The following is a 24697-nucleotide window of genomic DNA, read 5'->3' on the forward strand; positions in this document are numbered from 1 at the left end:
TTACTGTATTTGTCGCCACATGATGCGACGGCTGCCGCCACCGCCGGGTTTTTCCACCAGGGAGGTAATGCCACCACTGGAGTCGTTCACAATTTTGCGGGACGCATTGTTGACGATCGCGTTCAGCGTCGGAATACCGCCGGTGAAAATCACCCCGCTGGAAATCGAGTCAGTGCTGTCGACCAGCCCGTCGCCATTGGTGTCGAGCACCGCGTAGTTGAGCATCTTACCGCTGAATGCATCCAGCTCGACCAGCTTGCCGGTGCCGAAACTGGCGCAAGGGTCGGTGGTGTCGACGCTGGCCGTGGTGAACACGACCCGACCGGCCACCAGGCTGGCCTGATTGATCACCCGCTCACCGGTCAGCACGTTGTTGTACACCAATGGCAGATACCAACCCTTCTCTGCCGGGTAGGTCGTGTCATTCTGGCTGGTGGTAATGAATTGCCCGCCAGTGCTGCCGCTGGTAACACCGGTCACGGCCTGGGCCTGCAGGCTCGACACGGTCAACTGACCCGATCCGCCATCGGCGTCCCATACCGAATAAAACGCCTGAAGATCCTTGTTGGTCTTGTCGATGGCCTCATTGAACTTCCCGGTGCCGAAAAACACTTGCTTGCCACCCAGAGAGTTGTCGGCCAGCAACGGTTGCGCGGTAATCGGCTGCGTGGCACCACCCGGCGCCGTGAACAACGGCTTGCCGGAAAAGGCGACGCCCCAGGTGTCCGTCGTGGCGCCGCTCAGGTCGAACTTCCACAGACGTCCTTTCAGGTCGCCGCCATACGCGGCCTGCACTACGTTCTGCGAGTTGACCCTGAGCTTCACCGAAGACAGACCATTGGTGGTTTCCGTGCTGTCGATAACGATTTTCCTGATCAGCGAGCCGTCGCGCACATCCACCACATACAATGCCGCCACCCCCGAATTGCTCCCGTAGCCATTGGAGATGAAGGCCGCCCAGCGCCCATCGGCCAAGCGTGCCACTTCCGGGCGCGCATAGGCATAACCCAGGTCATTGAAAGCGTTCGCCGTGTTCGCCGTGGCCGGTGCGCTGATTTCCCACAATGCCTTGAAGACGTTGCCCGCCGACGCATCGAACAACTGCACCGCGTAGAACGTCTTGCCGCCCGCCCCTACCCCGCCCAGGGCCAGGGTTTTCCAGGTGCTACTCAATTGCGCATCGAACACCCCGACCTGACCGTCCACCAGAAACTTGTGGCTCACGCCGTTGATGTAGGTGGGATCGGCGATGTAGCGCAACGACGGCAGCACGCTGGACGGCATGTAGGCATACCGCCGGGCACCGTTGGCGGCGTTGATGACATTGAGGAAGCCATCATTGGCGTTGACCACCAGACTGGGGCTCATGTTGGCGGCTTTGGTCGCCAGGTAGGTGGTGTAGGTGGAATCGCCCACCAGGTCCGACGCGGTCTGATCCGTGGGAGAAGCCAGCGCCAGCGGCGAGTTGATGATGTCGCCGAGTAAAACCGAGCGTACTTTCAAGCCAGTCTTGTTGGTGCCCTTGCTCCACTCCACCAGGTCATTGCCGACAATCCCGGTCGGCAGGCTCTGGCTGAGTGTAGTTTGCTGGGCCGGGGAAAAGTTGCTGTAGGCCAGGGTTATCGCGGCGTTGGTCAGGGTGTTCCAGGACTGGTAGGTCGGCGCCGTGGCACCGGGCACGATGGCGGTGTCGGTGGTCCATAACACCGAGGCGGTGTTGACCGAACCGTTGGCCGTGAAGCCGTAGGACTTGATAGTCCCGCGCCAGTCCTTTGGATCGTAGCTGGTCTGGAAGTAACTCGAACCACTGGCCACCGTAGTGCCGCTGGTGACACCGCTACCGCCCGATCCGGCCTTGGAGGTGATGTTGCTCAGGGCGGAAGACAACGCCGTGTTCAGGCCGGCGGCATCGTTAGCCTGGTAATACAGGCCCTGGCCGTAAGCGGCGGCATCCGACAGCATCGGGTTGGCCGCGGTGAAACCCACGGTGTACGTGTTCATGTACTGCTTGGGAAAATCCGCCGCCGTCCAGCTTTTGCCGGCCAGGTCGGTGCCGGTCGAACGCATGTCGATATCGAAGGCGAACTTGGCGATGTCGTCCAGGTACAGGGTATCGCCCTCATCATCGCCTGCGATGTTATTGCCGTCGTTGTTGATTCCGTCCCAGTTGGGCAAGCGAGTACCACCCAGTGGATCGGTGGTGGGGAACGTGCGGTCGTAGGTCGGCAAACCGTCGGTGACGACCACGCCGTAGTTCTTCTGGCAGCGGTACTGGATCGGGCTGGTGTAGGTCGCCGGCGTCGAGTTGTAGAACGGCGCCATGCCGCGAAAGTAGCGGGTGATTTCGTAATAGGTTTCGGCCAGCGGCGTGTTGGCCACGGCGCCGAGGCCGTTGATCGCGCTGATCAGGGCGTTGTAGTTGGTGTCCGCCTGGGCCTGGGTGACGCTGCCGGTGACGACCGCCAGGTCACTGACGGCACGGGCGATGTAACCACCGTTTCCGGAGTTGGTGCTGGTGGGCGGGTTGAACGTGGCCAAGCCAATCCGCAAGCCGCGGTTACTCGTCACCAAGGCCCTGGAGACGTTGCGCGCCACGTTGATGCGGTAATCGTTGGGAATCGAGCCGTTAGTGAAATCCCGGTTACTGCCGTTTGCCAGTCCCACCAGGTACGAGAGGTAGTCGTCGGTGTAGCGGGTATTTTCATTGCCGACAGGATCCGGAAGCTTGATGCATTGCGGGGTCAGGCTGTTGTTGTAGAACGCGTAGCCCCCCCCGGAACAGCCGGAGGTCGGCAGGCTGGAGAGGAAGATCGAGTTGCCGACGATGTCCGAGGAGCTCAGGCACAGGCCGATAAACGCATTACATTGCCGGGCCGGCGTGCGATTGACGGTCGGATCGAACCCCGCCGCGAAGATGATGGTGTTCATGCTCCCCGAATCGTCGATCAACAACATGACGTTCGGTGGTACCGCCGCCGCGCTCAACAACGGTGAGTCCGAGGGCGTGAAAGCGTAGGCCGGCGCCGTCAGATAGAGGCTCAGCAACGCGCCGAAAAGCACCTGCGCCCACCCTCGGCGCCAGCCACCGCGAGCATCAATACTTGGCATAGATGCTCTCCACCACACTGCGAATGTTATTACCGACGATGCCGACGGCGGTGACCCGATACAGCGTCGCCGAGGAGTTGCTTGGAATGTTGACGGCGCCCGTGGTGGTGCCGATGTTCTGTACCCCATAAAAACCGCCGCCCGCGGCAATCCAGGTGACCCCGGACGTGGAATTGAGCCCGGCACCGGTCACGGTCGAGGATTCCGCCGGCGGCGCGCATTGCGCCGTGGTGCCGCACACCGCCAGGGTGTAGGTCGCCAGTTGCACCGCGCTTTCACCCATACGCAAGGCCGCCTCAGCCAGTTGGAAGGACTGATTGCGCAGGGTCACGCTACCGGCCATTTTTTCCTGGAGGGTCGCGTTCTGCATCGACGAAATGCCGATCACCGTCAGCAGCAACAGAAATACCAGGCTGACCAGCAAGGCCATGCCTTGTTGGCGTGTTTGCATGTTTGTCGGGGCTCTCATCCTGCGCTCACTTACTGCAGCCGGTTGCGCAAAGCGGCAACGGCGGTGAAGGTCTGGTTGTGCACGCGATTGTTCGGATCGAATAACGTCAGGGTCAGGCGCACACTGCGGATCAGCGCGGGATTGGTCGGGTTGGCGGTGTAACTGGAGGCGGCCACATCCGTGGTGCTCGTGGCGACGCCGAACAACAAACTGAATGCACTGACGTTATTGATCAAAACGGCTTGGGTCGGCGTGCCGTGCCCAGAGCCCATCAACAGCTGATTGGCTGTGAAGCTGTAAATCAATCGACGTATCGGGAACGCCATCTGCCCGGTAGCCGGGGTTCGCAAGTCCGTGTACGCCGTGGCGCTGGTTTTACAGTCAGTGAGCACGGTCCAGGTTGGCGTACCGCCACCGCTCCCGACGTCAGCCGTGATCAGCGTCAGCTTGAGATTGGCGTTATCCCAACTGATCGGCGCCAGCTGACTGGCGTTGAAGTCACCTGCGGTACTGGCATCCGTCACCGTCCCCAGGCAGCCAAACATCCCGACCATGCGGATTTCCTGAATCATCTTGCTCAACACGAACCGCGCGTCTTCCTGCATCCCGGCGGAGATATTCTGGCTGACGTAGGTATTCTTGGCCGAGATGAACACCTGCGCCACGCCCAGCACCACGATCAGGCTCAGCGCCAGGGCGATCAACAATTCGATCAGGCCGAAACCTCGGCTGGACGGCCTCATGGTGTCGCCACTGGATCGGCTACAGCACGACTGGTCAGGACAAAAACACGACGCGTGTTGGCGACATTGGCGGCTCGCGAGTCATCCCAGGTAATAGTGATGGTGTACACCCGCTGGTTCAGCGCCACGCTGCCGGTGGCAGTCGCCCCGCCAAAATTGGCGATATTGGTGGTGAAATCGAAGAGGTCCTGATCCCGGGCGACGCTCAGGTTGCCCGAGGTCGGAGGCGTGACGGTGTAATCGGCGCCGGAGTTGGCACGGATGCGATCCATCATGTCATAGGCGATAAAGCTCGCCTGAGTGGTCATTCGCGCGCTGTCGGTGTACTTGAGCGCATTGAGCTGAATCGCCGCCGCCCCCAACAGCCCCACGGTCAGAATCAACAACGCGACCAATACCTCGATCAGCGTCATGCCCTCCTGTGCTCCCTTGCTCCGTTCCCTCATCCGCAACTTCCACCCAATAGAATCCGTCCGTTCAAGCACACGTTCAGCGTCCTGCTTTGCGCCCCCAACCCATAAGTGATCACCACCGCCGTGGACGGTGCCGACAAACCGCCCAGATTGTTGAAGTCGATGGCGGTCACTCCTGAGGTTAGCGCCAGAGTGGCGCCGCCGCTCATCGCTGGAACAACCCGTAATATATTGGCCGGAGTGCCAGTACTGTCGTAGACCGCCAGTTCGCCGGTCCAGACGCTGCCACCCGCCGTCGGCCGCAGTCGCGTGGTCACGCCACGGTCGATGGCCTCCAGCCGTGCGTAATTGAGCGCGCGCTGCAAGTCGCCAATGTCGGTATCAGCCCGGGTGCCCTGTATCGAACGGGTAAACATCGGCACCGCCATCGTGATCAGGATCAGAAAAACCGCGAGGGTGACCAGCACCTCGACCAGCGTGAAACCTTTTGTACGATGATCCATCGGTGCCCTCCGTTGCCGTCGGCTATACCTGCTTCTACACGCTAGAACATTCGACCGGCAGATGTACGGTTGTTTTGCCATTACTCGCGCACGGATGGCGCGAACCGCACCGCTCCACGGAGGGAAATGCATGCATCAACGAGGCTTCAGCCTGATCGAACTGCTTATGGGACTGGCAATTGCCGGGATTGTTCTGCTGTTGGTCAGTCCGGCGTTCGGAGCGCTGGTGGAATCCAATGATCGAGAGGTGGCCGCTCAGTCACTGATCAGTGGCATTCGCAACGCCAGGACGGCGGCCCTCACGCACAACCAGAACGTGGTGATCCATGGCATCAATGGCGATTGGAGCCAGGGTTGGCGGATTATTCTGGATATCAGTGGCAAGGGGCCTGAAGACAGCAGCAATCCTCTGCTGATGGAGCACGGGAGTGGCGCTCAAGTGCCGATTGTCGGCAATTGGCATGTCCAGCGCTTTGTACGCTTCAGCCATCTAGGCCAACCGTTGATGCCCGGCCGGGCCTTTCAAGCAGGGACATTGCACCTGTGCGCGGCCCGGGAGCCGGTCAGTCACCTGCGGGTGGTGCTGGCCGCGACGGGCCGCGTGCGCCTGGACAGCAAAAAGACTGAGCAGGCGCTGTGTGCGCAGGAGAAAAGGCTTAAAGCAAAGAACGCACGCGCAACTCTTTAGGCATGGAGAAGGTGATGTTCTCCTCGCGACCGGACAGTTCATCGGCACCGGTAGCGCCCCAGGCCTGCAACTGCTGGATCACGCCACGCACCAGTACTTCCGGTGCGGAGGCGCCAGCGGTGATGCCGATACGCTCGACGCCATCGAACCAGCTCTTTTGCAGGTCTTCGGCACCGTCGATCAGGTACGCCGGCGTAGCCATGCGTTCGGCCAGTTCACGCAGGCGATTGGAGTTGGAGCTGTTCGGGCTGCCGACCACCAGCACCACGTCGCATTCGTCGGCCAGTTGCTTGACCGCGTCCTGACGGTTTTGCGTGGCGTAGCAAATGTCGTCCTTGCGCGGGCCACCGATGGCCGGGAAGCGCGCACGCAGGGCGTCGATCACGCGGCTGGTGTCGTCCATGGACAGGGTCGTCTGGGTCACGAACGCCAGTTTGTCGGGGTTGTGCACTTGCAGCGTGGCGACGTCTTTTTCGTCTTCGACCAGGTAGATCGCGCCGCCATTGCTGCCATCGTACTGGCCCATGGTGCCTTCGACTTCCGGGTGACCGGCGTGGCCGATGAGGATGCATTCACGACCGTCACGGCTGTAGCGCGCGACTTCGATGTGCACTTTGGTCACCAGCGGGCAGGTGGCGTCGAACACTTTCAAGCCACGGCCGGCCGCTTCGGTACGCACAGCCTGGGAAACGCCGTGGGCACTGAAGATCACGATGACGTCGTCCGGCACCTGATCCAGTTCCTCGACGAAGATCGCCCCGCGGGAACGCAGGTCTTCGACGACGAATTTGTTGTGGACCACTTCGTGGCGCACGTAGATCGGCGGCCCGAAGACTTCCAGGGCGCGGTTGACGATTTCGATCGCCCGGTCCACGCCGGCGCAGAAGCCACGGGGGTTGGCGAGTTTGATTTGCATGCTGTGCCTCGTGTCTTGCGCGCAAGAAATAGCGAAACAATGAAAAACCACTGTGGCAACCGGCTTGTTGTGGCGAGGGGGCTTGCCCCCGTTCGATTGCGCAGCAATCGTAAATCAGTCATCGCAAGCTCATTCAAGATTGCGGCGGCTGGTTTTAGGGGCGCTTCGCACCCCAACGGGGGCAAGCCCCCTCGCCACACAAGCCCGCTCCTACAGTTGACCGTGTTGGGTCAGTTACAGCGATTTGACGTCGATGATCTCGACGTCAAAGGTCAATGTCTTGCCCGCCAGCGGGTGATTGAAGTCGATGGTGACCTGGTCGTCATCGAATTCTTTCACGATACCGGGCAATTCAGTATTGGCCGCATCGTTGAAGATCACCAGTAAACCCGGGGACAGGTCCATGTCCTTGAACTGCGAACGCGGGATGACCTGCACGTTTTGCGGGTTGGGCTGGCCAAACGCGTTTTCCGGCGCAATGGCCAGAGTACGTTTGTCGCCTGCCTTGAAGCCGAACAGTGCCGCTTCGAAACCTGGCAACAGGTTGCCGTCACCGACCTTGAAGGTCGCCGGGGCTTTATCGAAGGTGCTGTCGACCGTGTCGCCGTTCTCCAGGCGCAATGCAAAGTGCAAGGTGACTTCCGTGTTCTGGCGGATGCGTTGCTCAGCCAATACCTGTTCAGTCATGAACGGTTTCTCCGGTTTTCTTGCTTTTGAACATATCCAGCGCAAGCATTACCGCACCGACGCTGATGGCGCTGTCGGCAAAGTTGAACGCCGGGAAATACCAGCGGTTCTGCCAATGCACAAGAATGAAATCGATCACATGGCCCAGGGCGATGCGGTCATACAGATTGCCCAGCGCCCCGCCCAGCACCAGCGCCAAAGCGATGGCCAGCCAGGTTTCGTTGCGGCCCAGGCGTTTAAGCCAGACCACCAGCACCGCACTGACCACTACCGCGATCAACGCAAACAACCAGCGCTGCCAGCCGGAGCTGTCGGCCAGGAAGCTGAACGCCGCGCCGGTGTTGTAGGCCAGGGTCCAACTGAACAAATCGGGGATCACCACGATTTGCTGGTACATCTCGAGCTTGCCTTCGAAGTAGAACTTGCTGGCCTGGTCAATGACCAGGACCAGCACGCTCAACCAAAGCCAGCTCAGCCGTCCGAAACGGCCCGCCGCGTTAGGCATAGTGACGAACCTCGCCCGCGCCGCTGATGTTGTCGACGCAACGACCGCAGATTTCCGGATGCTCCGGGTTCACGCCGACGTCTTCACGGCAGTGCCAGCAACGGGCGCACTTGGCGAAGGCCGACTTGACGATCTTCAGCTTCAGGCCGCTGACTTCGGTGACTACGGCATCGGCCGGAGCCTGTACGAATGGCGCAACGCTGGCGGTCGAAGTGATCAGGACAAAGCGCAGTTCGTTGCTCAGCTTGGCCAGGTCGGCGCTCAGCGCCTCTTCGGCGAACAGCGTCACTTCGGCTTGCAGGTTGCCACCGACGGCCTTGGCCGCGCGCTGGATTTCCATTTCCTTGTTGACCGCGACCTTCACCGCCATGATCCGCTCCCAGTAGGCGCGGCCCAGCTCGACGTTGTCCGGCAGTTCGGTCAGGCCTTCGTACCAGGTGTTGAGCATCACCGATTCGTTGCGCTCGCCCGGCAGGTATTCCCACAGTTCGTCAGCGGTGAAGGCGAGGATCGGCGCGATCCAGCGCACCAGCGCTTCACTGATGTGATACAGCGCGGTTTGCGCCGAACGACGGGCCTTGCTGTTGGCGCCAGTGGTGTACTGGCGGTCCTTGATGATGTCGAGGTAGAAACCGCCCAGCTCCTGCACGCAGAAGTTGTGGATCTTGGAGTAGACGTTCCAGAAGCGGTATTCGCCGTAGTGCTCTTGCAACTCGCGTTGCAGCAGCAGGGTGCGGTCCACGGCCCAACGGTCCAGGGCGAGCATTTCTTCGGCCGGCAGGATGTCGGTGGCCGGGTTGAAACCGGTCAGGTTCGAGAGCAGGAAGCGCGCGGTGTTACGGATCCGCCGATAGGCGTCCGCACTGCGCTGCAGGATCTGGTCGGAAACCGCCATCTCGCCCGAGTAATCGGTGGAAGCGACCCACAGACGCATGATGTCGGCGCCGAGTGTGTCATTGACCTTTTGCGGCGCGATCACGTTGCCCAGGGACTTGGACATCTTGCGACCGGACTCGTCCACGGTGAAACCGTGGGTCAGCAGTTCGCGGTACGGCGCGTGGTTGTCGATGGCGCAACCGGTCAGCAACGACGAGTGGAACCAGCCACGGTGTTGGTCCGAGCCTTCCAGATACAGGTCGGCACGCGGGCCGGTCTCGTGGCCCATCGGGTGCGAGCCGCGCAGGACGTGCCAATGCGTGGTGCCCGAATCGAACCAGACGTCGAGGGTGTCGCTGATCTTGTCGTACAGCGGCGCTTCGTCACCGAGCAGCTCGGCCGCGTCCATCTTGAACCAGGCTTCGATGCCTTCGACTTCGACGCGTTTGGCGACTTCTTCCATCAGCTCGGCGGTGCGCGGGTGCAACTCGCCGCTTTCCTTGTTCAGGAAAAACGGGATCGGCACGCCCCAGTTGCGCTGGCGGGAGATGCACCAGTCCGGACGGTTGGCGATCATCGAATGCAGGCGCGCCTGGCCCCAGGCCGGGACGAACTTGGTTTCTTCGATGGCTTTGATCGCGCGCTTGCGCAGGGTTTCACCCGACGTCGGCTCTTTGTCCATGCCGATGAACCACTGCGCGGTGGCGCGGTAGATCAGCGCGGACTTGTGGCGCCAGCAGTGCATGTAGCTGTGGCTGATGATGGCGGTGTGCAGCAGCGCACCGACTTCGGTCAGTTTGTCGACGATGACCGGGTTGGCCTTCCAGATGAACTGGCCGCCAAAGAATTCCAGCGACGGCACATACACACCGTTGCTTTGCACTGGATTGAGGATGTCATCGTTGACCATGCCATAAGCTTTGCAGGTCACGAAGTCGTCCACGCCATAGGCCGGGGCGGAGTGAACCACGCCAGTGCCAGCGCCCAGTTCGACGTACTCGGCCAGGTAAACCGGCGACAGGCGATCGTAGAACGGGTGACGGAAGTTGATCAGCTCCAGCGCTTTACCGGTGGTGGTCGCAATGACCGAACCTTCCAGGTTGTAGCGGGCCAGGCATGACTCGACCAGCTCTTCAGCCAGCACCAGCAGTTTGTCGCCGACATCGACCAGGGCGTAGTTGAATTCCGGGTGGACGTTCAGCGCCTGGTTGGCCGGGATGGTCCACGGGGTGGTGGTCCAGATCACGATCGACGCCGGTTTGGCCAGGGACGACAGACCGAAAGCGGCAGCCAGCTTGGCTTCGTCGGCGATCGGGAACGCCACGTCGATGGTCGAGGAGTCTTTGTTCTCGTATTCGACTTCCGCTTCAGCCAGGGCCGAGCCGCAGTCGAAGCACCAGTTCACAGGCTTGAGACCCTTGAACACGAAACCGCCCTTGACGATTTCGGCCAAGGCACGGATTTCACCGGCCTCGTTCTTGAAGTCCATGGTCTTGTACGGGTTGGCGAAATCGCCCAACACGCCCAGACGGATGAATTCGGATTTCTGGCCTTCGATCTGCTCGGTGGCGTAGGCACGGCACAGTTCGCGGGTTTTATCCGCGCCCAGGTTCTTACCGTGGGTCACTTCGACTTTGTGCTCGATCGGCAGGCCGTGGCAGTCCCAGCCCGGAACATAAGGCGCATCGAAACCCGACAGGGTCTTCGAGCGGATGATCATGTCCTTGAGAATCTTGTTCAGTGCGTGACCGATGTGGATCGTGCCGTTGGCGTACGGAGGGCCGTCGTGCAGAACGAACTTCGGACGATCCTTGCCAATCTCGCGCAACTTACCGTACAGGCCAATACTGTCCCAGCGCTGCAGAATCTGCGGTTCGCGCTGTGGCAGGCCGGCCTTCATTGGGAAGGCGGTGTCCGGAAGGTTTAGCGTGGCTTTATAGTCGGTCATTTAAGGCTCTTCATTAGCGATTGGCGCTAGGTGCGACAGGGCACGGGCGGCGGCGACATCCGCATTGATCGCCGTCTTAAGCGCCTCCAGAGAGGCGAAACGCTGCTCTTCACGCAGCTTGTGGTGGAAAACCACCGTCAAACGCCGGTCATACAGATCGCCGGCAAAATCTAAAAGATGTACTTCGAGGTGGGCCTTGCCATCCCCCTGGACCGTGGGCCGTACGCCGATATTGGCAACGCCGGGCCAGGTCTTGCCGTCGATGTCGACATTGACCAGGTACACCCCGGACAACGGCACGCGACGACGCTTGAGCTGGATGTTGGCGGTCGGTGTTCCGAGCTGGCGCGCCAGCTTCTGGCCATGCAGCACCCGCCCGGTTATCTGGAACGGCCGCCCCAGCAGGCGCTCGGCCAAGGCAAAGTCGGCAGCGGCCAAGGCATTCCGCACTTGGGTGCTGCTGACGCGAATACCGTCCAGCTCGACGGTTTGCGCCGCTTCGACGGTAAAACCCTGGAGGACGCCGGCCTGTTGCAGGAAATCGAAATCCCCGACACGGTCGCAACCGAAACGGAAATCGTCACCGACCTCCAGATGCTGCACGCCCAGGCCATCCACCAGAATCGTATCGACGAATTCCGCGGCGCTGAGTTTGCTCAGACGATGGTTGAACGCCAGGCACAGGACCCGGTCGACGCCTTCGTCGGCCAGCAGCTGCAGTTTGTCCCGCAGCCGGGCCAGACGAGCCGGCGCCGTGTCGGGCGCAAAAAACTCCCGCGGCTGTGGCTCGAAAATCACCACGCAGCTGGGCACGCCCAACTCGAGCGCACGCTCACGCAGCCTGACCAGGATTGCCTGGTGACCACGGTGAACACCGTCAAAGTTGCCAATAGTGGCGACACAGCCCCGATGCTGGGGGCGCAGATTGTGGAGGCCTCGAACCAGCTGCATAACGCGCTTCTTGCTCATAAAGTGGTCGATTATAACCACACCCGGCGGCCGACGACAGGCAACACCGTAACCCAAAGTGATCGAGCCGACAAAACTGCCGGCCCGCCCGTGTTTATTCAGGCTTGCGCCTCAGCTCAACGCCTTGCGATTGAAGTCGCGCAAACGGAAGCCCATCAGCAGCAGCATGCCGAAATACGCCACCACGCCAGCCACCACCAAGGCGCCCAGGCGCAGGAAACGCTCAAGCATGTGCCCCTGATCCCAGGCCGGCATGAAATGCATCCCGGCGAGCAACACCGCCGACATCACCAACACCGCAACGACAAGCTTGAGCCCGAACTTCCCCCAGCCCGGTTGCGGCTGGTACATCTGCTGTTTGCGCAGTTGATAGAACAACAGCCCGGCATTGATGCAGGCGCCGATGCTGATGGCCAGGGCCAGACCGGCATGGGCCAGCGGGCCGATCAGCACCAGGTTGAACAATTGCGTGACGATCAGGGTGAAGATCGCGATTTTTACCGGCGTGCGGATGTTTTGTTGCGCATAAAAGCCCGGCGCCAGCACTTTGATCACGATAATCCCGAGCAAACCGACCGAATAAGCGATCAATGCCCGCTGGGTCATAGAGGCGTCAAGCGCGCTGAATGCGCCGTACTGGAACAGCGAAACCGTCAGAGGCTCGGCCAGAATCCCCAACGCAAGCGAGCACGGCAGCACCAGCACGAAGCACAGGCGCAGGCCCCAATCGAGGATGCGTGAGTATTCCTGGCGATCCTTGCCGGCGTAGGTCTTGGCCAGGGTCGGCAGCAAAATCGTGCCCAGCGCCACGCCCAGCACGCCGGACGGCAATTCCATCAGGCGATCGGCGTAATACATCCAGGACACGGAGCCGGCCACCAGGTACGAGGCAAAGATCGTGTTGATGATCAGGGAAATCTGACTCACCGAAACACCGAGGATCGCCGGCAACATCTGCTTCATCACCCGCCAGACGCCCGTATCGCGCAGGTTCAGGCGCGGCAGCACCAGCATGCCGATCTTTTTCAGGTGTGGCAGCTGATACAGCAATTGCGCCAGGCCACCGGCCAGAACGGCCCAGCCAAGCGCCATCACCGGCGGATTGAAGTACGGCGTCAGGAACAGCGCAAAAATAATCATGCTGACGTTCAGCAGCGTCGGCACAAAGGCCGGCACCGAGAATCGGTTATAGGTATTGAGGATCGCCCCGGCCAATGAAGACAGGGAGATCAGCAATATATAAGGGAACGTCACCCGCAACAGGCTGGACGTCAGCTCGAATTTCTCCGGGGTATCGGTAAAACCCGGCGCTGTGGCCCAGATCACCCAGGGCGCGGCGATCATCCCCAGCGCCGTGACCAAGGCCAGCACCAGGGTCAGCAGGCCCGAGACGTAGGCAATGAACGTTCGCGTCGCCTCCTCGCCCTTCTGGCTTTTATATTCGGCAAGAATCGGCACGAAGGCCTGGGAAAAGGCGCCCTCGGCGAAGATCCGCCGCAGCAGATTGGGCAGTTTAAAGGCGATAAAGAAGGCGTCGGTCGCCATCCCCGCACCAAATGTACGTGCGATAAGCGTGTCACGAACGAACCCCAGAATCCGGGAAAGCATCGTGATAGAGCTGACGGCGGCCAACGATTTGAGCAGATTCATTGAAAGAGTTTGTGCCTGTCGATAAACAGCAGGCGAACAAAGCGCCTACTTATGCGATACTCCGCGCCGCAGCAGCACAGAGCCAAAGCTCGCGAGTTTACAGGTCAAGCGCCGGAAATAAATATCCCGCCTCTTTATACCTACCACTTAGCGGAACGTCTCAACCGCCCTTGACAAGACATCAACTCATCGGCATGATTCGCGGCCTATTTTGTTTGCTATTTCCTAAAAAGTCTTTCGAGGAGCTCGACGGTGGCCAACACACCTTCCGCCAAAAAACGTGCAAAACAGGCTGAGAAGCGTCGCAGCCACAACGCCAGCCTGCGTTCCATGGTTCGTACCTACATCAAGAATGTAGTTAAAGCCATCGACGCAAAAGACGCTGAAAAAGCTCAAGCTGCTTACGTTCTGGCCGTGCCAGTTATCGACCGTATGGCCGATAAAGGCATCATCCACAAGAACAAGGCTGCTCGTCATAAGAGCCGCCTGAACGGTCACGTCAAGGCTCTGAACCTTGCTGTTGCCGCTTAAGCTACAAGCTTGTTAAAAAACCGACCTCAGGGTCGGTTTTTTATTGCCTGCGATTTGGCTTTTATTTCAGTGAGTATTGCGGCGGCCGACCTGACGCTTTCGCGGGCAAGCCTCGCTCCTACAGGGTTGTGTCGCATATCCCGTAGGAGCGAAGGCGATTTTCAGATCACTGATGAGGCCACGGCAGAATCGGAATCGCCGTCACCGCATTCTGCGGACTGCCTTCAATCAAGCGGTCGCTGTAGACCAGATACACCAGCGTATTGCGCTTCTTGTCCAGGAAACGCACCACCTGCATGGTCTTGAACACCAGCGAAGTGCGCTCCTTGAACACCTCATCGCCATCCTTCAGCTCGCCCTTGAAGTTGATCGGCCCCACCTGACGACACGCCAGGGATGCCTCGGCACGATCTTCAGCCAGACCCAAACCACCCTTCACGCCGCCGGTCTTGGCCCGCGACAGGTAGCAAGTCACGCCTTCGACTTTCGGATCGTCAAACGCCTCCACCACAATCCGGTCATTCGGGCCGACAAATTTGAACACTGTCGACACCTGACCGATCTCTTCTGCCGAAGCCAGCAACGGCATCGCCAGCAACAAGCCCAATAATCCCTTTGCAACGCGCATTCAGTTTTCCTTCAGACCAGGATCAGGTTATCGCGGTGAACCAGTTCCGGTTCCGCCATATAACCCAACAGACCGACAATCGCCTCAGACGACTGCCCGATGATTTTTTGTGCTTCCAGAGCGCTGTAATTGGCCAGACCCCGGGCGATTTCCCGACCGTCCGGCGCCACGCACACCACCATTTCGCCACGACGGAAGCTGCCCTGAACCAATTTGACGCCGACCGGCAGCAAACTTTTATTGCCCTTGGACAATGCCGTGACAGCGCCCGCATCCAGCACCAGGGTGCCACGGGTTTGCAGGTGCCCGGCCAGCCATTGCTTGCGCGCCGCCAACAGGCCGCGCTCAGGCGACAATAACGTGCCGATGCGCTCGCCCGCTTTGAGGCGATCAAGCACACGCTCCAGACGCCCACCGACGATGATGGTGTGCGCCCCGGAACGCGCTGCCAGCCGCGCCGCGCGCAACTTGGTCTGCATCCCGCCACGACCCAGCGCACCACCGGTGCCACCGGCCACCGCGTCCAGCGCCGGATCATCGGCACGGGCTTCGTAAATCAGGTTGGCGTCGGGGTTGTTGCGCGGATCAGCATCGAACATGCCGTCGCGATCGGTCAGGATCACCAGCAAATCAGCCTCGACCAGGTTGGCCACCAGCGCCGCCAACGTGTCGTTGTCGCCGAAACGGATTTCATCGGTGACCACGGTGTCGTTTTCGTTGATCACCGGGATGACCTTGAGCTCGACCAGCGCGCGCAAGGTGCTGCGGGCGTTCAGGTAGCGCTTGCGGTCGGACAGGTCGTCGTGGGTCAGGAGAATCTGCGCGGTATGCCGGCCATGCTCGGCAAAGCTCGATTCCCAGGCCTGCACCAGGCCCATCTGACCAATGGCGGCAGCCGCCTGCAACTCATGCATTGCACTGGGTCGTAAGGTCCAGCCCAGACGGCTCATACCGGCCGCCACGGCCCCGGAAGACACCAGCACCAGCTCGACGCCCGCCTCATGCAAGGCCACCATCTGTTCAACCCAGACACCCATTGCCGCGCGATCCAGGCCCTTGCCGTCCGCCGTCAGCAAAGCGCTGCCGATCTTCACGACCCAACGCTGCGCACCTGTCACCTTGCTCCGCATCATCTTCAACCTTAGTTTGAGGGCAGTGCGACCTGGCACTGCCCGTAACGTTATTCGTGGTTATTCGTGACCAACTATCGATTTCCAGATACTAAAACGCCGCTCGATTGAGCGGCGCTTAAGTTTATCGCAACGGATCAGTCACGCACGTAAATGATTTCCGGACCGTCTTCGTCATCCACATCTTCTTCATCCCAATCATCGTCGCCGATGTCATGGACCGACTTCACGCCGCTACGGCGCAGGGCACGCTGGTCATCCAGGGCCTGCAGCTGAGCACGGGCTTCGTCTTCGATGCGCTGATCGAGCTCGGCCAGCTCTTCCTTGTAGGCCGGGTCGGCTGCCAGGCGATCGGCACGATCTTCCAGATAACGCATGATGTCGTGGCACAGACGCTCGGTGCCGAGCTTGGAGATCGCGGAGATCACATAGACCGGACCGGTCCATTCCAGGCGATCAACGATTTCCTTGACGCGCTCATCGTGCTCTTCTTCAAGGATCTGGTCGCACTTGTTCAGTACCAACCAACGATCGCGCTCGGCCAGGGACGGACTGAACTTGGTCAGCTCGCTGACAATCACTTCCGCCGCATCCGGGGCGCTGGTGTCATCCAGTGGCGCCATGTCCACGAGATGAAGCAGCAGGCGGGTACGGGACAAGTGCTTGAGGAAGCGAATCCCCAGGCCGGCGCCGTCGGAAGCGCCTTCGATCAGGCCCGGAATGTCCGCGACCACGAAGCTTTTCCAGCGATCGACACTGACCACACCCAGGTTCGGCACCAGGGTAGTGAACGGGTAGTCGGCAACTTTTGGCTTGGCGGCCGAAACAGCGCGGATCAGCGTGCTTTTGCCGGCGTTCGGCAAACCGAGCAGGCCGACGTCAGCCAATACTTTCATCTCCAGCTTGAGATCACGCGCCTCACCCGGCTTGCCCGGAGTGGTCTGACGTGGAGCCCGGTTGGTACTGGATTTGAAACGGGTGTTGCCCAGACCGTGCCAGCCGCCATGGGCCACCAGCAGACGCTGACCAGCCTTGGTCAGGTCGCCGATGATTTCCTGGGTAGCGGAGTCGATCACCGTGGTGCCGACCGGCACGCGCAGCACCAGCTCTTCACCTTTCTTGCCGGTGCAGTCGGTGCTGCCGCCGTTGGAACCGCGCTCGGCATCGAAGTGCCGGGTGTAACGGTAATCCACCAGGGTGTTGAGGTTTTCGTCGGCAACCATGTAGACCGAGCCGCCATCACCGCCATCACCGCCGTTCGGGCCGCCGTTTTCAATAAACTTTTCGCGACGGAAGCTCATGCAACCGTTGCCGCCGTCGCCGGCCTTTACTCGAATCGATACTTCATCAACAAACTTCATAACAAAACGCCTCTCGCCATACGGACGAGCCGAAAAAACCAAGACATAAGACTCTTGCAAAAATGAGCGCAGCGACCTCAAGCAACAACCTCAAACCCAGCTGCTTTCGCCCATCACAAACAGCTTTGCAAGAGACTCACCCCACAAACGAAAAAGCCCCGTCGCGAGACAGGGCTTTTCCAGCAACTACGTAATTATGCCGCGACGACGTCAGTCTTCGGAACAATGCTTACGTAACGACGACCGAAGGCGCCTTTTACTTCGAACTTGATCACGCCGTCGATTTTAGCGAACAGAGTGTGATCTTTGCCCATACCAACGCCGTAGCCAGCGTGGAATTGGGTGCCGCGCTGACGCACGATGATGTTGCCCGGAATGATAACCTGGCCGCCATACATCTTCACGCCAAGGCGTTTGGCTTCTGAGTCGCGACCGTTACGGGTACTACCACCAGCTTTTTTGTGTGCCATGAGTCAATTCTCCTAGTGAGGAATTAGGCTGAAATTAAGCCTGAATACCTGTGATTTTGATCTCGGTGTACCACTGGCGGTGGCCCATACGCTTCATGTGGTGCTTACGACGACGGAACTTGATGATGCGGACTTTATCGTGACGACCTTGGGAGATCACTTCAGCCACAACGGTAGCGCCAGCAACAACTGGAGCGCCGATGTTCACGTCATCGCCATTGGCGACCAACAGAACGCGATCAAAAGTAACGGATTCGCCGGTAGCGATTTCCAGTTTTTCGATCTTCAGGTATTCACCTGGGGCGACCTTGTATTGCTTGCCACCAGTAACAATTACTGCGTACGACATGGTATTTCTCCGATAATCCTGCTCACCCAGCTCTTTATAAGAAGAGGTATTGGCTGGCATGGCTGCATAAGGCTGGAAGGCCTGATTGCAATTGCGTAAGGCAGGTGCTGCCCAGGAAGTTCAGGGTGCGCGATTGTACGCAAGCTGCCGGAGTGATGCAAGAGGCCGTCCATCGCGCCTTGACAGGTCCGGACGTGGGTCCTAGCATGCCGCGCAACCCTTCTGGAGCAACTGTCGCTGATGCAACCCCAAGCTTTCTACCGCGCGGTGGCGGACGATTTTAGTGCCGTCGACGGCATCATCAAGAAGCAGCTGACTTCTCGAGTGCCGCTGGTATCGAAAATCGGCGACTACATTACCTCGGCCGGCGGTAAACGCCTGCGTCCTCTATTAGTGTTGCTGTGTGGCAAGGCCCTGGGGCGCGAAGGCGATGACCTGCGCCTGCTGGCTGCCACCATCGAGTTCCTGCACACCGCCACCCTGCTGCATGACGACGTGGTCGACATGTCCGGCATGCGCCGTGGCCGTTCGACGGCCAATGCGATGTGGGGCAACGCGCCAAGCGTGCTGGTCGGCGACTTCCTGTATTCGCGTTCTTTCGAAATGATGGTCGAACTGGGTTCCATGCCGGTGATGAAGATCCTTTCGCAAGCCACGCGCATCATTGCCGAAGGCGAAGTGCTGCAACTGTCGAAGGTTCGTGACGCCAGCACCACTGAAGAAACCTACATGGAAGTCATCCGCGGCAAGACCGCGATGCTCTTCGAAGCCTCGACCCACAGCGCCGCGGCCCTGTGCGAAGCCTCGCCGGAACAGAGTGAAGCGCTGCGTACGTTCGGCGATCACCTGGGCGTGGCCTTCCAACTGGTCGACGACCTGCTGGATTACAAAGGCGACGCGGAAACCCTGGGCAAGAACGTCGGTGACGATCTGGCCGAAGGCAAGCCAACCCTGCCGCTGATCTACACCATGCGCGAAGGCACCCCTGAGCAGGCCGCATTGGTACGCCAGGCGATCCAGAAGGGTGGCATCGAAGACCTGGAAAGCATCCGCGAGGCCGTTGAAGCGTCCGGTTCGCTGGAGTACACCGCGCAACTGGCCCGTGACTACGTGGCTCGCGCGATCAAGTGCCTCGACGCATTGCCAGCCAGCGAATATCGCGATGCGCTGGTGGAGTTGAGTGAGTTTGCGGTAGCCCGCACGCACTAAAACGCTACCTGTGTAGGAGCGTGGCTTGCCCGCGAAGGCGATCTATCAGCCGACATTTGTCTCGACTGACACGACGCCTTCGCGGGCAAGCCTCGCTCCTACAAAGTCACGTGTCGCCCCTCTCCCGTATAAACCCTATATAATGTGCGACTTTTAGTGATCCTCAATCCAAGGAGCTTTAGTGAGCACGTTGCCACCCTGCCCGAAATGCAATTCCGAATACACCTACGAAGACGGCGCACAGCTGATCTGCCCTGAGTGCGCCCATGAGTGGTCCGCCAGCGGCGAAGCTGAAGCGGCGTCCGATGACACCGTGAAGAAGGATTCGGTGGGCAACGTCCTGCAAGACGGCGATACCATCACCGTGATCAAGGACCTCAAGGTCAAGGGCACGTCCCTGGTGGTCAAGGTCGGCACCAAGGTCAAGAACATCCGCCTGTGCGATGGCGATCACGACATCGACTGCAAGATCGACGGTATCGGCCCGATGAAGCTCAAATCCGAGTTCGTCAGAAAAGTCTGAACCTGCTGTCCTCCATCCTGCGCCCGGCGTGGGATGGTGCTTCGCCCTCCCCCGCTTCGCCCCGTAATCCCGCGCAGTAGCCAAACGCCAGCCGTTTTGACCTTACGCAACCTTTACCCTGAAAAAAACACAAACAGCCAATAGGTCCTTGCTATTTGATGAATAAGAATTATTCTCATTGAAACCCATCAATGGAGATGAGACCCATGACTTATTTGATCGATGCCTGGCTGGACCGCCCACACCCTTACCTCAGGATCCTGCATCGGGAAACCGGGGAAGTCTGTGCGGTGCTTGAAGAAGAAGCCTTGAACGAGCTGCAGGATCAGGGTGACCTGGACGTCAGCGGCTTGAGTTCCAGCGAGCCGGTGGTGCTCAAGGAATTGGTGCGCAATCTGTTTCTGTTCTGCTATGCCCGGGCGTTGCGCCCGACCAGCGATCTGAACCATAAGATCGAACTATGAAACACGCCGCAAAACCCTGTAGGAGCGAGGTTTGCCCGCGAAGAGGCCATCACATTCAACATCATCGTTGACTGACGCACCGTCTTCGCGAGCAAGCTTCGCTCCTACAGGATCACGTTAATCACGCGACCGCAGGATCACGCGATCACGGTCTTACAGAACGTCAAGCAGCTCAACGTCGAACACCAGTACGCTGTGTGGCGGAATGCTGCCAACGCCTTGAGCGCCGTAAGCCAGTTCGCTCGGCACGTACAGGCGCCATTTGCTGCCGGCATTCATCAGTTGCAGGGCTTCGGTCCAGCCAGCGATCACGCCGCCAACCGGGAATTCTGCAGGCTCGCCGCGCTCGTAGGAGCTGTCGAACACAGTGCCGTCGATCAGGGTGCCGTGGTAGTGAGTGCGCACTTGATCTTCACGGGTCGGCTTGGCGCCTTCACCTTGAGTCAGTACTTCGAATTGCAGGCCGGACGCCAGGGTAGTGATGCCATCACGCTTGGCGTTTTCAGCCAGGAAGGCCAGGCCTTCGCCAGCAGCGGCTTCAGCTTTGGCAGCCGCTTCGGCTTGCATGATCTCGCGGATCACCTTGAAGCTGGCGGACATTTCTTCCTGACCCACACGGCTCGGCTTGCCGGCGAATGCGTCAGTCAGGCCAGCCAGGATCGCATCCAGGTTAACGCCCGGTGGCGGGTTGTCGCGCAGTTGGTCGCCCAACTGACGGCCGATACCGTAGCTGACGCGGGTTTCGTCGGTGGACAGATTTACTTCGGACATGACACTGCTCCGCTGTGCGGACGGCCCTGGAACTTGCCGTGCGGACACAGCGCATCCCGGAGCGCCCGGAATCAAAAGGGCGAGCAGACTAGCACAGAAGCCATGGTGTTGATCAGGGGCTCAGCTCTGCCAGGTTGAGCGGAACGCGATCGGCACCTTCAGGGTTTCTTCCTCAATGGCGCCGAGCCCGCACATCTCGTCATGCACCGAGGTATGCACCAGATTGAATTGCAGCTTGGGGAAAGCGTGCAGGACTTCACGGGCATGCTCGACCGAGCGCAGATGAAACGACTGGCCATGGGTATCGTTCAGTGGATAAGCCGCCCCATGCATCCGCGCTTCCAGCAGATAGATCCCGCCTTCCAGCGAAATCAGGTTCAGTTCATCGATCTTCCCGGCGATGGCGTAGGCATTGAGCTCTTGCAGGTTCATCAGCGCACCTCAGACAGTGGCGGACCAAGACCCTTACAGGCATATGCCTCGACGCTGCAAAGCACAACCCACAAACCCAACCGCCCGTCTGTTTCACATCAATCCCAACACAATCTGTAGGAGCAAAGCTTGCTCGCGATAGCGGACTTATAAACACCCGGGATACCGAGTCGCTGCAATCGCGGTCAAGCCTTTCTCCTACAAGTTTCTGCTTTAGTGCTTAGTGAGCTTATCCAGATAGCCCATCGCAAACGCCGAGATCACGAAGGTCATGTGGATGATCACGTACCACTTCAAATGCTCGGGATCGACGTTCTTGGCGTCCATGAAGATGCGCAGCAAGTGGATCGACGAAATCGCCACGATCGACGCCGCGACTTTCATCTTCAACGAAGACGAATCCATGGTCCCCAGCCAATGCAGCTTCTCTTTGTCCTCGTCGATGTCCAGTTGCGAGACGAAGTTCTCGTAGCCGGAGATCATCACCATCACCAGCAGGCCGCCCACCAGCGCCATGTCGATCAGCGACAGCAGCACCAGGATCAGGTCCGATTCCGCCATCGAGAAGACGTTGGGAATGACATGAAAGACTTCCTGGAAAAACTTCAACGCCAGCGCCAGTAGGCCCAAGGACAGACCGAAGTAGATCGGCGCCAGCAGCCAGCGGGAGGCGTACATTGCATTTTCGATAAAGCGTTCCATTGAATCTCACACAAGGGCTGGTAAATGGCGGCGAGTATATCAGCCGCTTGTAACACCCAGAAACCGCCCGCAAATCCGCAACCTGCGTGTGTGTGACAAAGTTTTTCTGCTAGTGTCCAAACCATTGACAGGTTAGCGACACCGGACAGGAAGACAGGAAATGGATGTGCGATTGCCTTTAACGAGTGCCGGACTTTGCCTCGCGTTGCTGCTCGGCGGTTGTTCACCCAGCGATGAGAAGCGCCAGGTCAGCCTCGAAGAAAAAACCGCGCAGTTTGAAAAGTCCCTCGATGCCATTGCGGACCCGAAACTCAAGGACGCCGTCGCCGAACTGGGCGGCTCGCTGCTGTTGCTCGAACGGGCGCAGCTCAAGCTCGACAGCAAGCCGCTGCAAACCGAATACAGCGAAGACGCCCTGGCGGTGCTCAAGCACTACCCCACGCCCCAGGCGCTGGTGGATACCTACATCAACGGTCTGTTTGTGCTGCACAAGGATTCCAGCTCCGACTACCTGACCGACCTGCAACCGGTGTTCCCCTTCAACTTCAGCATTCCCGCCGCCTTCCTCTTTCCCCACGGCCTGGAATGGCAATCGGTGACCCTGAGCAACAAGCGCGTCATCCCGTTCCAGCCGGAATGGTCGGAAACCGATCCGGGCATTCAACTCAGCCCTTCCAGCTCAAACCTGACCAACCCCGATGACCTGACGGTGACCTACCCGTTCATCGATGGCCTTGACGTTGAAAACAAAAACCAGCCGCAACCGGTAAGCCTGCAAGGCAAGGTCGAGGTCATCGCGCCGCGGCGGCTGTACAGCTTTGACCTGACCAAAAAGGACGTCGGCCAGACGCGCACCAACGACAACCTCAGCGTCACCCTCTTGAGCCTGACGAACAACCACGCCGAGGTCGAGTTCACCAACAGCCTGCCCATGGCCGCCGAAGTCAGCGAGACGCCGCTCAACCCGCTGATCGTGCAGGCCAAAGACAACACCGGACAATTCCTCTCGCGCTCGGGTTCGATCAACGAAACCGCAGCGCAAATCGCCTTCTATCAAAAACAACTGGCGCAGATGCAACAGCAGAAAGTCTGGAGCGAGGCGTTCGAAAAGCAGCTGGATGAAGACCAGCGAGCGTTCGAGAAACAGCAGACCCGGCATTACACCAAGGTGTATTTCAACGGCCCGATCGAGACACTCGAAGTCAGCGTGCTGGACTTTTCTTCCGCCACCGTGACCCGCAAGGATCTGGACCTGCCGGTCCGCCGCTTTGATCACAACACCACCGAGAAGGCCATCCAGCCACTGAGCTTGCCGGTGGTGGTGTACGACGACCAGGCACCGATCTGGCTCAAAGGCGCGACACTCGGTGAAGAACAACTGAAAAAGAGCGTCAACATCACGCAATCGGTGGATGACCCCAGTGCGGCGCGCATCGAGTTCGATCATCCGCGCGGCTTCAACGACGAACTGCTCGGCTCCTCCTTCAGCCCTGGCGACAGCCCGGTAACGTTCTTTACCGCAGGCGATAACGGCAAGCGTGATGAGCCGATCGAACTACCGCCGGAGGCTTATCAGGTCGACCCGTTGCGCGGCGTCATCACTTACGATTTGAACCTGTTTCCGGAAACACCGGCCTTCGCGGTGGGCTCCATGCCGCTGTTCCTGGCCACGGTCGAACACAAAACCCTCGACACGCACCAACTGCCCAAGGGCCTGGAACTCAAAGGCAACGCGCTGGTGGTCGATCTGAAGCTGTTTCCCGCCCAGGACTGGCGTTTTTTCGCCAAGGACGACAGCGGCAACTATCTGAAAGAGATTCTTTCGGTCAGTCATGACGCGAGCGCAGAAGGTCCTGCGCTATTTGGCGTGCATTACTTCTATGGCCAGCCGACCCGGCTGGAAACCTACCAACGAACCGACCTCGTCACCGTGCAATATGGCTTCGAGGTCAAACTCGACAAAGCCGATGTGCCCGACCCGACTCAGTGATCGGGGCGAAACTCGAAGCCACCCAGGCTTCGAACACGGCCACCGTTGATTTCCCGCAGCTGGGCTTGCAGGTGCAGGCTCCAGATTTGCGGGTCATCGGCCAGCTCGTAACCGTGCAAGGTCAGGCTTTCAACAATGGTGTCGAGGATCGATTCAGCCACGAAGGGGCCATGGAACGGGCCTTGGGCCTTGATGGCCGAAGGTTGCTCGCCGGCCATTCCGGCGGCGAAGAGTAAGGTCCACATGCCCGTATCTCCCGCCAATGGGCGGATGGCGCACTCGATACGGGTCACAAGACCCAGGCATTGACGGGTGAGGCAGAGGTTGCGCGACATGGCGGCGACCCTCGGTAGATCCGGTATTCAGCCCTCATGGGAAGGCTGTTTCGATCCAGTGATTGCTGTCCCTATCCTTGAGCTGAGAATAGAAGAAAAGTTCGCCTCGCAAGCAATGCGAGACCAGAAGGCGCCGAGCGGTCATTGTGTGAATATTGACGTCAGACTGATGGCACTTTTTCCCGCGAATGTCGATTTCGCCAATACCCAAAACCCGTGTAGGAGCGAGGCTTGCCCGCGAAAGCGGTGTATCAGCCAACATCAATGCCGGCTGACAGATTGCATTCGCGGGCAAGCCTCGCTCCTACAGGGGTTTGAGATCGTTCCCACGCTCTGCGTGGGAAT

26 protein-coding genes are annotated in these 24697 nt (G+C 59.5%); 6 read left to right on the top strand and 20 right to left on the bottom strand.

What is annotated here, in order from left to right:
* The 5 genes from ACY4LX_RS29030 to ACY4LX_RS29050 are packed head-to-tail and all read right to left on the bottom strand — an operon-like array spanning position 1 to position 5218.
* Positions 1–3108, bottom strand: coding sequence for a pilus assembly protein (locus tag ACY4LX_RS29030; protein ID WP_463258509.1), 3108 nt, complete (start codon positions 3106–3108; stop codon positions 1–3).
* Positions 3095–3559 carry a pilus assembly PilX family protein gene (locus tag ACY4LX_RS29035; protein WP_256672371.1) on the bottom strand — a complete coding sequence of 155 codons (465 nt, stop codon included), beginning with the start codon at positions 3557–3559 and terminating at the stop codon, positions 3095–3097. Before ACY4LX_RS29035 ends, ACY4LX_RS29030 begins: the two co-directional genes overlap by 14 nt.
* A gap of 29 nt (positions 3560–3588) precedes the next feature.
* Positions 3589–4302, bottom strand: coding sequence for a PilW family protein (locus ACY4LX_RS29040; RefSeq protein WP_463258510.1), 714 nt, complete (start codon positions 4300–4302; stop codon positions 3589–3591).
* Positions 4299–4748 carry a type IV pilus modification protein PilV gene (gene pilV, locus ACY4LX_RS29045; protein ID WP_463258511.1) on the bottom strand — a complete coding sequence of 150 codons (450 nt, stop codon included), beginning with the start codon at positions 4746–4748 and terminating at the stop codon, positions 4299–4301. Before pilV ends, ACY4LX_RS29040 begins: the two co-directional genes overlap by 4 nt.
* Positions 4745–5218 carry a GspH/FimT family pseudopilin gene (locus ACY4LX_RS29050; RefSeq protein ID WP_463258512.1) on the bottom strand — a complete coding sequence of 158 codons (474 nt, stop codon included), beginning with the start codon at positions 5216–5218 and terminating at the stop codon, positions 4745–4747. The genes pilV and ACY4LX_RS29050 overlap by 4 nt, the downstream gene beginning before the upstream one ends.
* 130 nt (positions 5219–5348) lie before the next feature.
* Here ACY4LX_RS29050 and ACY4LX_RS29055 point away from each other — a divergent pair, with 130 nt between their 5' ends.
* Positions 5349–5906, top strand: a complete 558-nt coding sequence (locus ACY4LX_RS29055) for a GspH/FimT family pseudopilin (RefSeq protein ID WP_463258513.1) — start codon at positions 5349–5351, stop codon at positions 5904–5906.
* Here ACY4LX_RS29055 and ispH read toward each other — a convergent pair.
* The 6 genes from ispH to murJ form a co-directional block, all read right to left on the bottom strand.
* On the bottom strand, positions 5875–6822 hold the full coding sequence (gene ispH, locus ACY4LX_RS29060; protein WP_149661028.1) for a 4-hydroxy-3-methylbut-2-enyl diphosphate reductase: 948 nt from the start codon (positions 6820–6822) through the stop codon (positions 5875–5877). The two genes, ACY4LX_RS29055 and ispH, sit on opposite strands and share 32 nt — an antisense overlap.
* A gap of 234 nt (positions 6823–7056) precedes the next feature.
* Positions 7057–7494 carry an FKBP-type peptidyl-prolyl cis-trans isomerase gene (gene fkpB / locus ACY4LX_RS29065; protein ID WP_178129233.1) on the bottom strand — a complete coding sequence of 146 codons (438 nt, stop codon included), beginning with the start codon at positions 7492–7494 and terminating at the stop codon, positions 7057–7059.
* A gap of 7 nt (positions 7495–7501) precedes the next feature.
* Positions 7502–8014, bottom strand: a complete 513-nt coding sequence (gene lspA / locus ACY4LX_RS29070; protein ID WP_149661026.1) for a signal peptidase II — start codon at positions 8012–8014, stop codon at positions 7502–7504.
* The gene (gene ileS, locus ACY4LX_RS29075) at positions 8007–10838 is read right to left on the bottom strand and encodes an isoleucine--tRNA ligase (RefSeq protein ID WP_463258514.1); all 2832 of its coding nucleotides are present in this window, start codon (positions 10836–10838) and stop codon (positions 8007–8009) included. Before ileS ends, lspA begins: the two co-directional genes overlap by 8 nt.
* Positions 10839–11789, bottom strand: a complete 951-nt coding sequence (ribF, locus tag ACY4LX_RS29080) for a bifunctional riboflavin kinase/FAD synthetase (protein WP_149661024.1) — start codon at positions 11787–11789, stop codon at positions 10839–10841.
* 129 nt (positions 11790–11918) lie between these two features.
* Positions 11919–13457 carry a murein biosynthesis integral membrane protein MurJ gene (murJ, locus tag ACY4LX_RS29085; RefSeq protein WP_149661023.1) on the bottom strand — a complete coding sequence of 513 codons (1539 nt, stop codon included), beginning with the start codon at positions 13455–13457 and terminating at the stop codon, positions 11919–11921.
* Between the two features lie 252 nt (positions 13458–13709).
* Between murJ and rpsT the strand changes: the two genes are divergently transcribed.
* On the top strand, positions 13710–13988 hold the full coding sequence (rpsT, locus tag ACY4LX_RS29090; protein ID WP_008154937.1) for a 30S ribosomal protein S20: 279 nt from the start codon (positions 13710–13712) through the stop codon (positions 13986–13988).
* A gap of 166 nt (positions 13989–14154) precedes the next feature.
* Here rpsT and ACY4LX_RS29095 read toward each other — a convergent pair whose 3' ends face one another.
* From ACY4LX_RS29095 to rplU, 5 genes are all read right to left on the bottom strand, one after another.
* Positions 14155–14616, bottom strand: a complete 462-nt coding sequence (locus ACY4LX_RS29095) for a CreA family protein (protein ID WP_149661022.1) — start codon at positions 14614–14616, stop codon at positions 14155–14157.
* 11 nt (positions 14617–14627) lie between these two features.
* Positions 14628–15746 carry a glutamate 5-kinase gene (gene proB / locus ACY4LX_RS29100; protein ID WP_463260652.1) on the bottom strand — a complete coding sequence of 373 codons (1119 nt, stop codon included), beginning with the start codon at positions 15744–15746 and terminating at the stop codon, positions 14628–14630.
* A 137-nt stretch (positions 15747–15883) separates the two neighbouring features.
* Positions 15884–17107 (bottom strand): Obg family GTPase CgtA, encoded by a 1224-nt coding sequence (cgtA, locus tag ACY4LX_RS29105; protein WP_123514524.1) that lies wholly within the window; start codon positions 17105–17107, stop codon positions 15884–15886.
* Between the two features lie 194 nt (positions 17108–17301).
* Complete coding sequence (gene rpmA, locus ACY4LX_RS29110; protein ID WP_007901871.1) at positions 17302–17577, bottom strand: 50S ribosomal protein L27; 276 nt, start codon at positions 17575–17577, stop codon at positions 17302–17304.
* 34 nt (positions 17578–17611) lie between these two features.
* Positions 17612–17926 (bottom strand): 50S ribosomal protein L21, encoded by a 315-nt coding sequence (gene rplU / locus ACY4LX_RS29115; RefSeq protein ID WP_003176051.1) that lies wholly within the window; start codon positions 17924–17926, stop codon positions 17612–17614.
* 240 nt (positions 17927–18166) lie between these two features.
* Here rplU and ACY4LX_RS29120 point away from each other — a divergent pair, with 240 nt between their 5' ends.
* The 3 genes from ACY4LX_RS29120 to ACY4LX_RS29130 all read left to right on the top strand — a co-directional run bounded on the left by ACY4LX_RS29120 (position 18167) and on the right by ACY4LX_RS29130 (position 20122).
* Positions 18167–19135 carry a polyprenyl synthetase family protein gene (locus tag ACY4LX_RS29120; RefSeq protein WP_133837677.1) on the top strand — a complete coding sequence of 323 codons (969 nt, stop codon included), beginning with the start codon at positions 18167–18169 and terminating at the stop codon, positions 19133–19135.
* 181 nt (positions 19136–19316) lie between these two features.
* Positions 19317–19658 (top strand): zinc ribbon domain-containing protein YjdM, encoded by a 342-nt coding sequence (locus ACY4LX_RS29125; protein ID WP_010467527.1) that lies wholly within the window; start codon positions 19317–19319, stop codon positions 19656–19658.
* A 206-nt stretch (positions 19659–19864) separates the two neighbouring features.
* Complete coding sequence (locus ACY4LX_RS29130) at positions 19865–20122, top strand: PA4570 family protein (protein WP_163911706.1); 258 nt, start codon at positions 19865–19867, stop codon at positions 20120–20122.
* 153 nt (positions 20123–20275) lie between these two features.
* On the opposite strand, the gene ACY4LX_RS29135 is transcribed toward ACY4LX_RS29130, so the two are convergent.
* The 3 genes from ACY4LX_RS29135 to ACY4LX_RS29145 form a co-directional block, all read right to left on the bottom strand.
* On the bottom strand, positions 20276–20893 hold the full coding sequence (locus ACY4LX_RS29135; protein WP_149661019.1) for an FKBP-type peptidyl-prolyl cis-trans isomerase: 618 nt from the start codon (positions 20891–20893) through the stop codon (positions 20276–20278).
* A 120-nt stretch (positions 20894–21013) separates the two neighbouring features.
* Positions 21014–21325 carry a DUF6482 family protein gene (locus ACY4LX_RS29140; protein ID WP_463258515.1) on the bottom strand — a complete coding sequence of 104 codons (312 nt, stop codon included), beginning with the start codon at positions 21323–21325 and terminating at the stop codon, positions 21014–21016.
* A 213-nt stretch (positions 21326–21538) separates the two neighbouring features.
* Positions 21539–22027, bottom strand: coding sequence for a TIGR00645 family protein (locus tag ACY4LX_RS29145; protein ID WP_133837673.1), 489 nt, complete (start codon positions 22025–22027; stop codon positions 21539–21541).
* Positions 22028–22187: 160 nt separating this feature from the next.
* On the opposite strand from ACY4LX_RS29145, the gene ACY4LX_RS29150 reads away from it, so the two are divergent.
* Positions 22188–24017, top strand: coding sequence for a hypothetical protein (locus tag ACY4LX_RS29150; protein WP_463258516.1), 1830 nt, complete (start codon positions 22188–22190; stop codon positions 24015–24017).
* Here the strand turns inward: ACY4LX_RS29150 and ACY4LX_RS29155 are convergent.
* Positions 24011–24352 carry a PA4575 family protein gene (locus tag ACY4LX_RS29155; protein WP_133837671.1) on the bottom strand — a complete coding sequence of 114 codons (342 nt, stop codon included), beginning with the start codon at positions 24350–24352 and terminating at the stop codon, positions 24011–24013. The two genes, ACY4LX_RS29150 and ACY4LX_RS29155, sit on opposite strands and share 7 nt — an antisense overlap.
* Between the last annotated feature and the right edge of the window lie 345 nt (positions 24353–24697).

It is taken from the genome of Pseudomonas sp. Emmai (genome assembly GCF_055179735.1).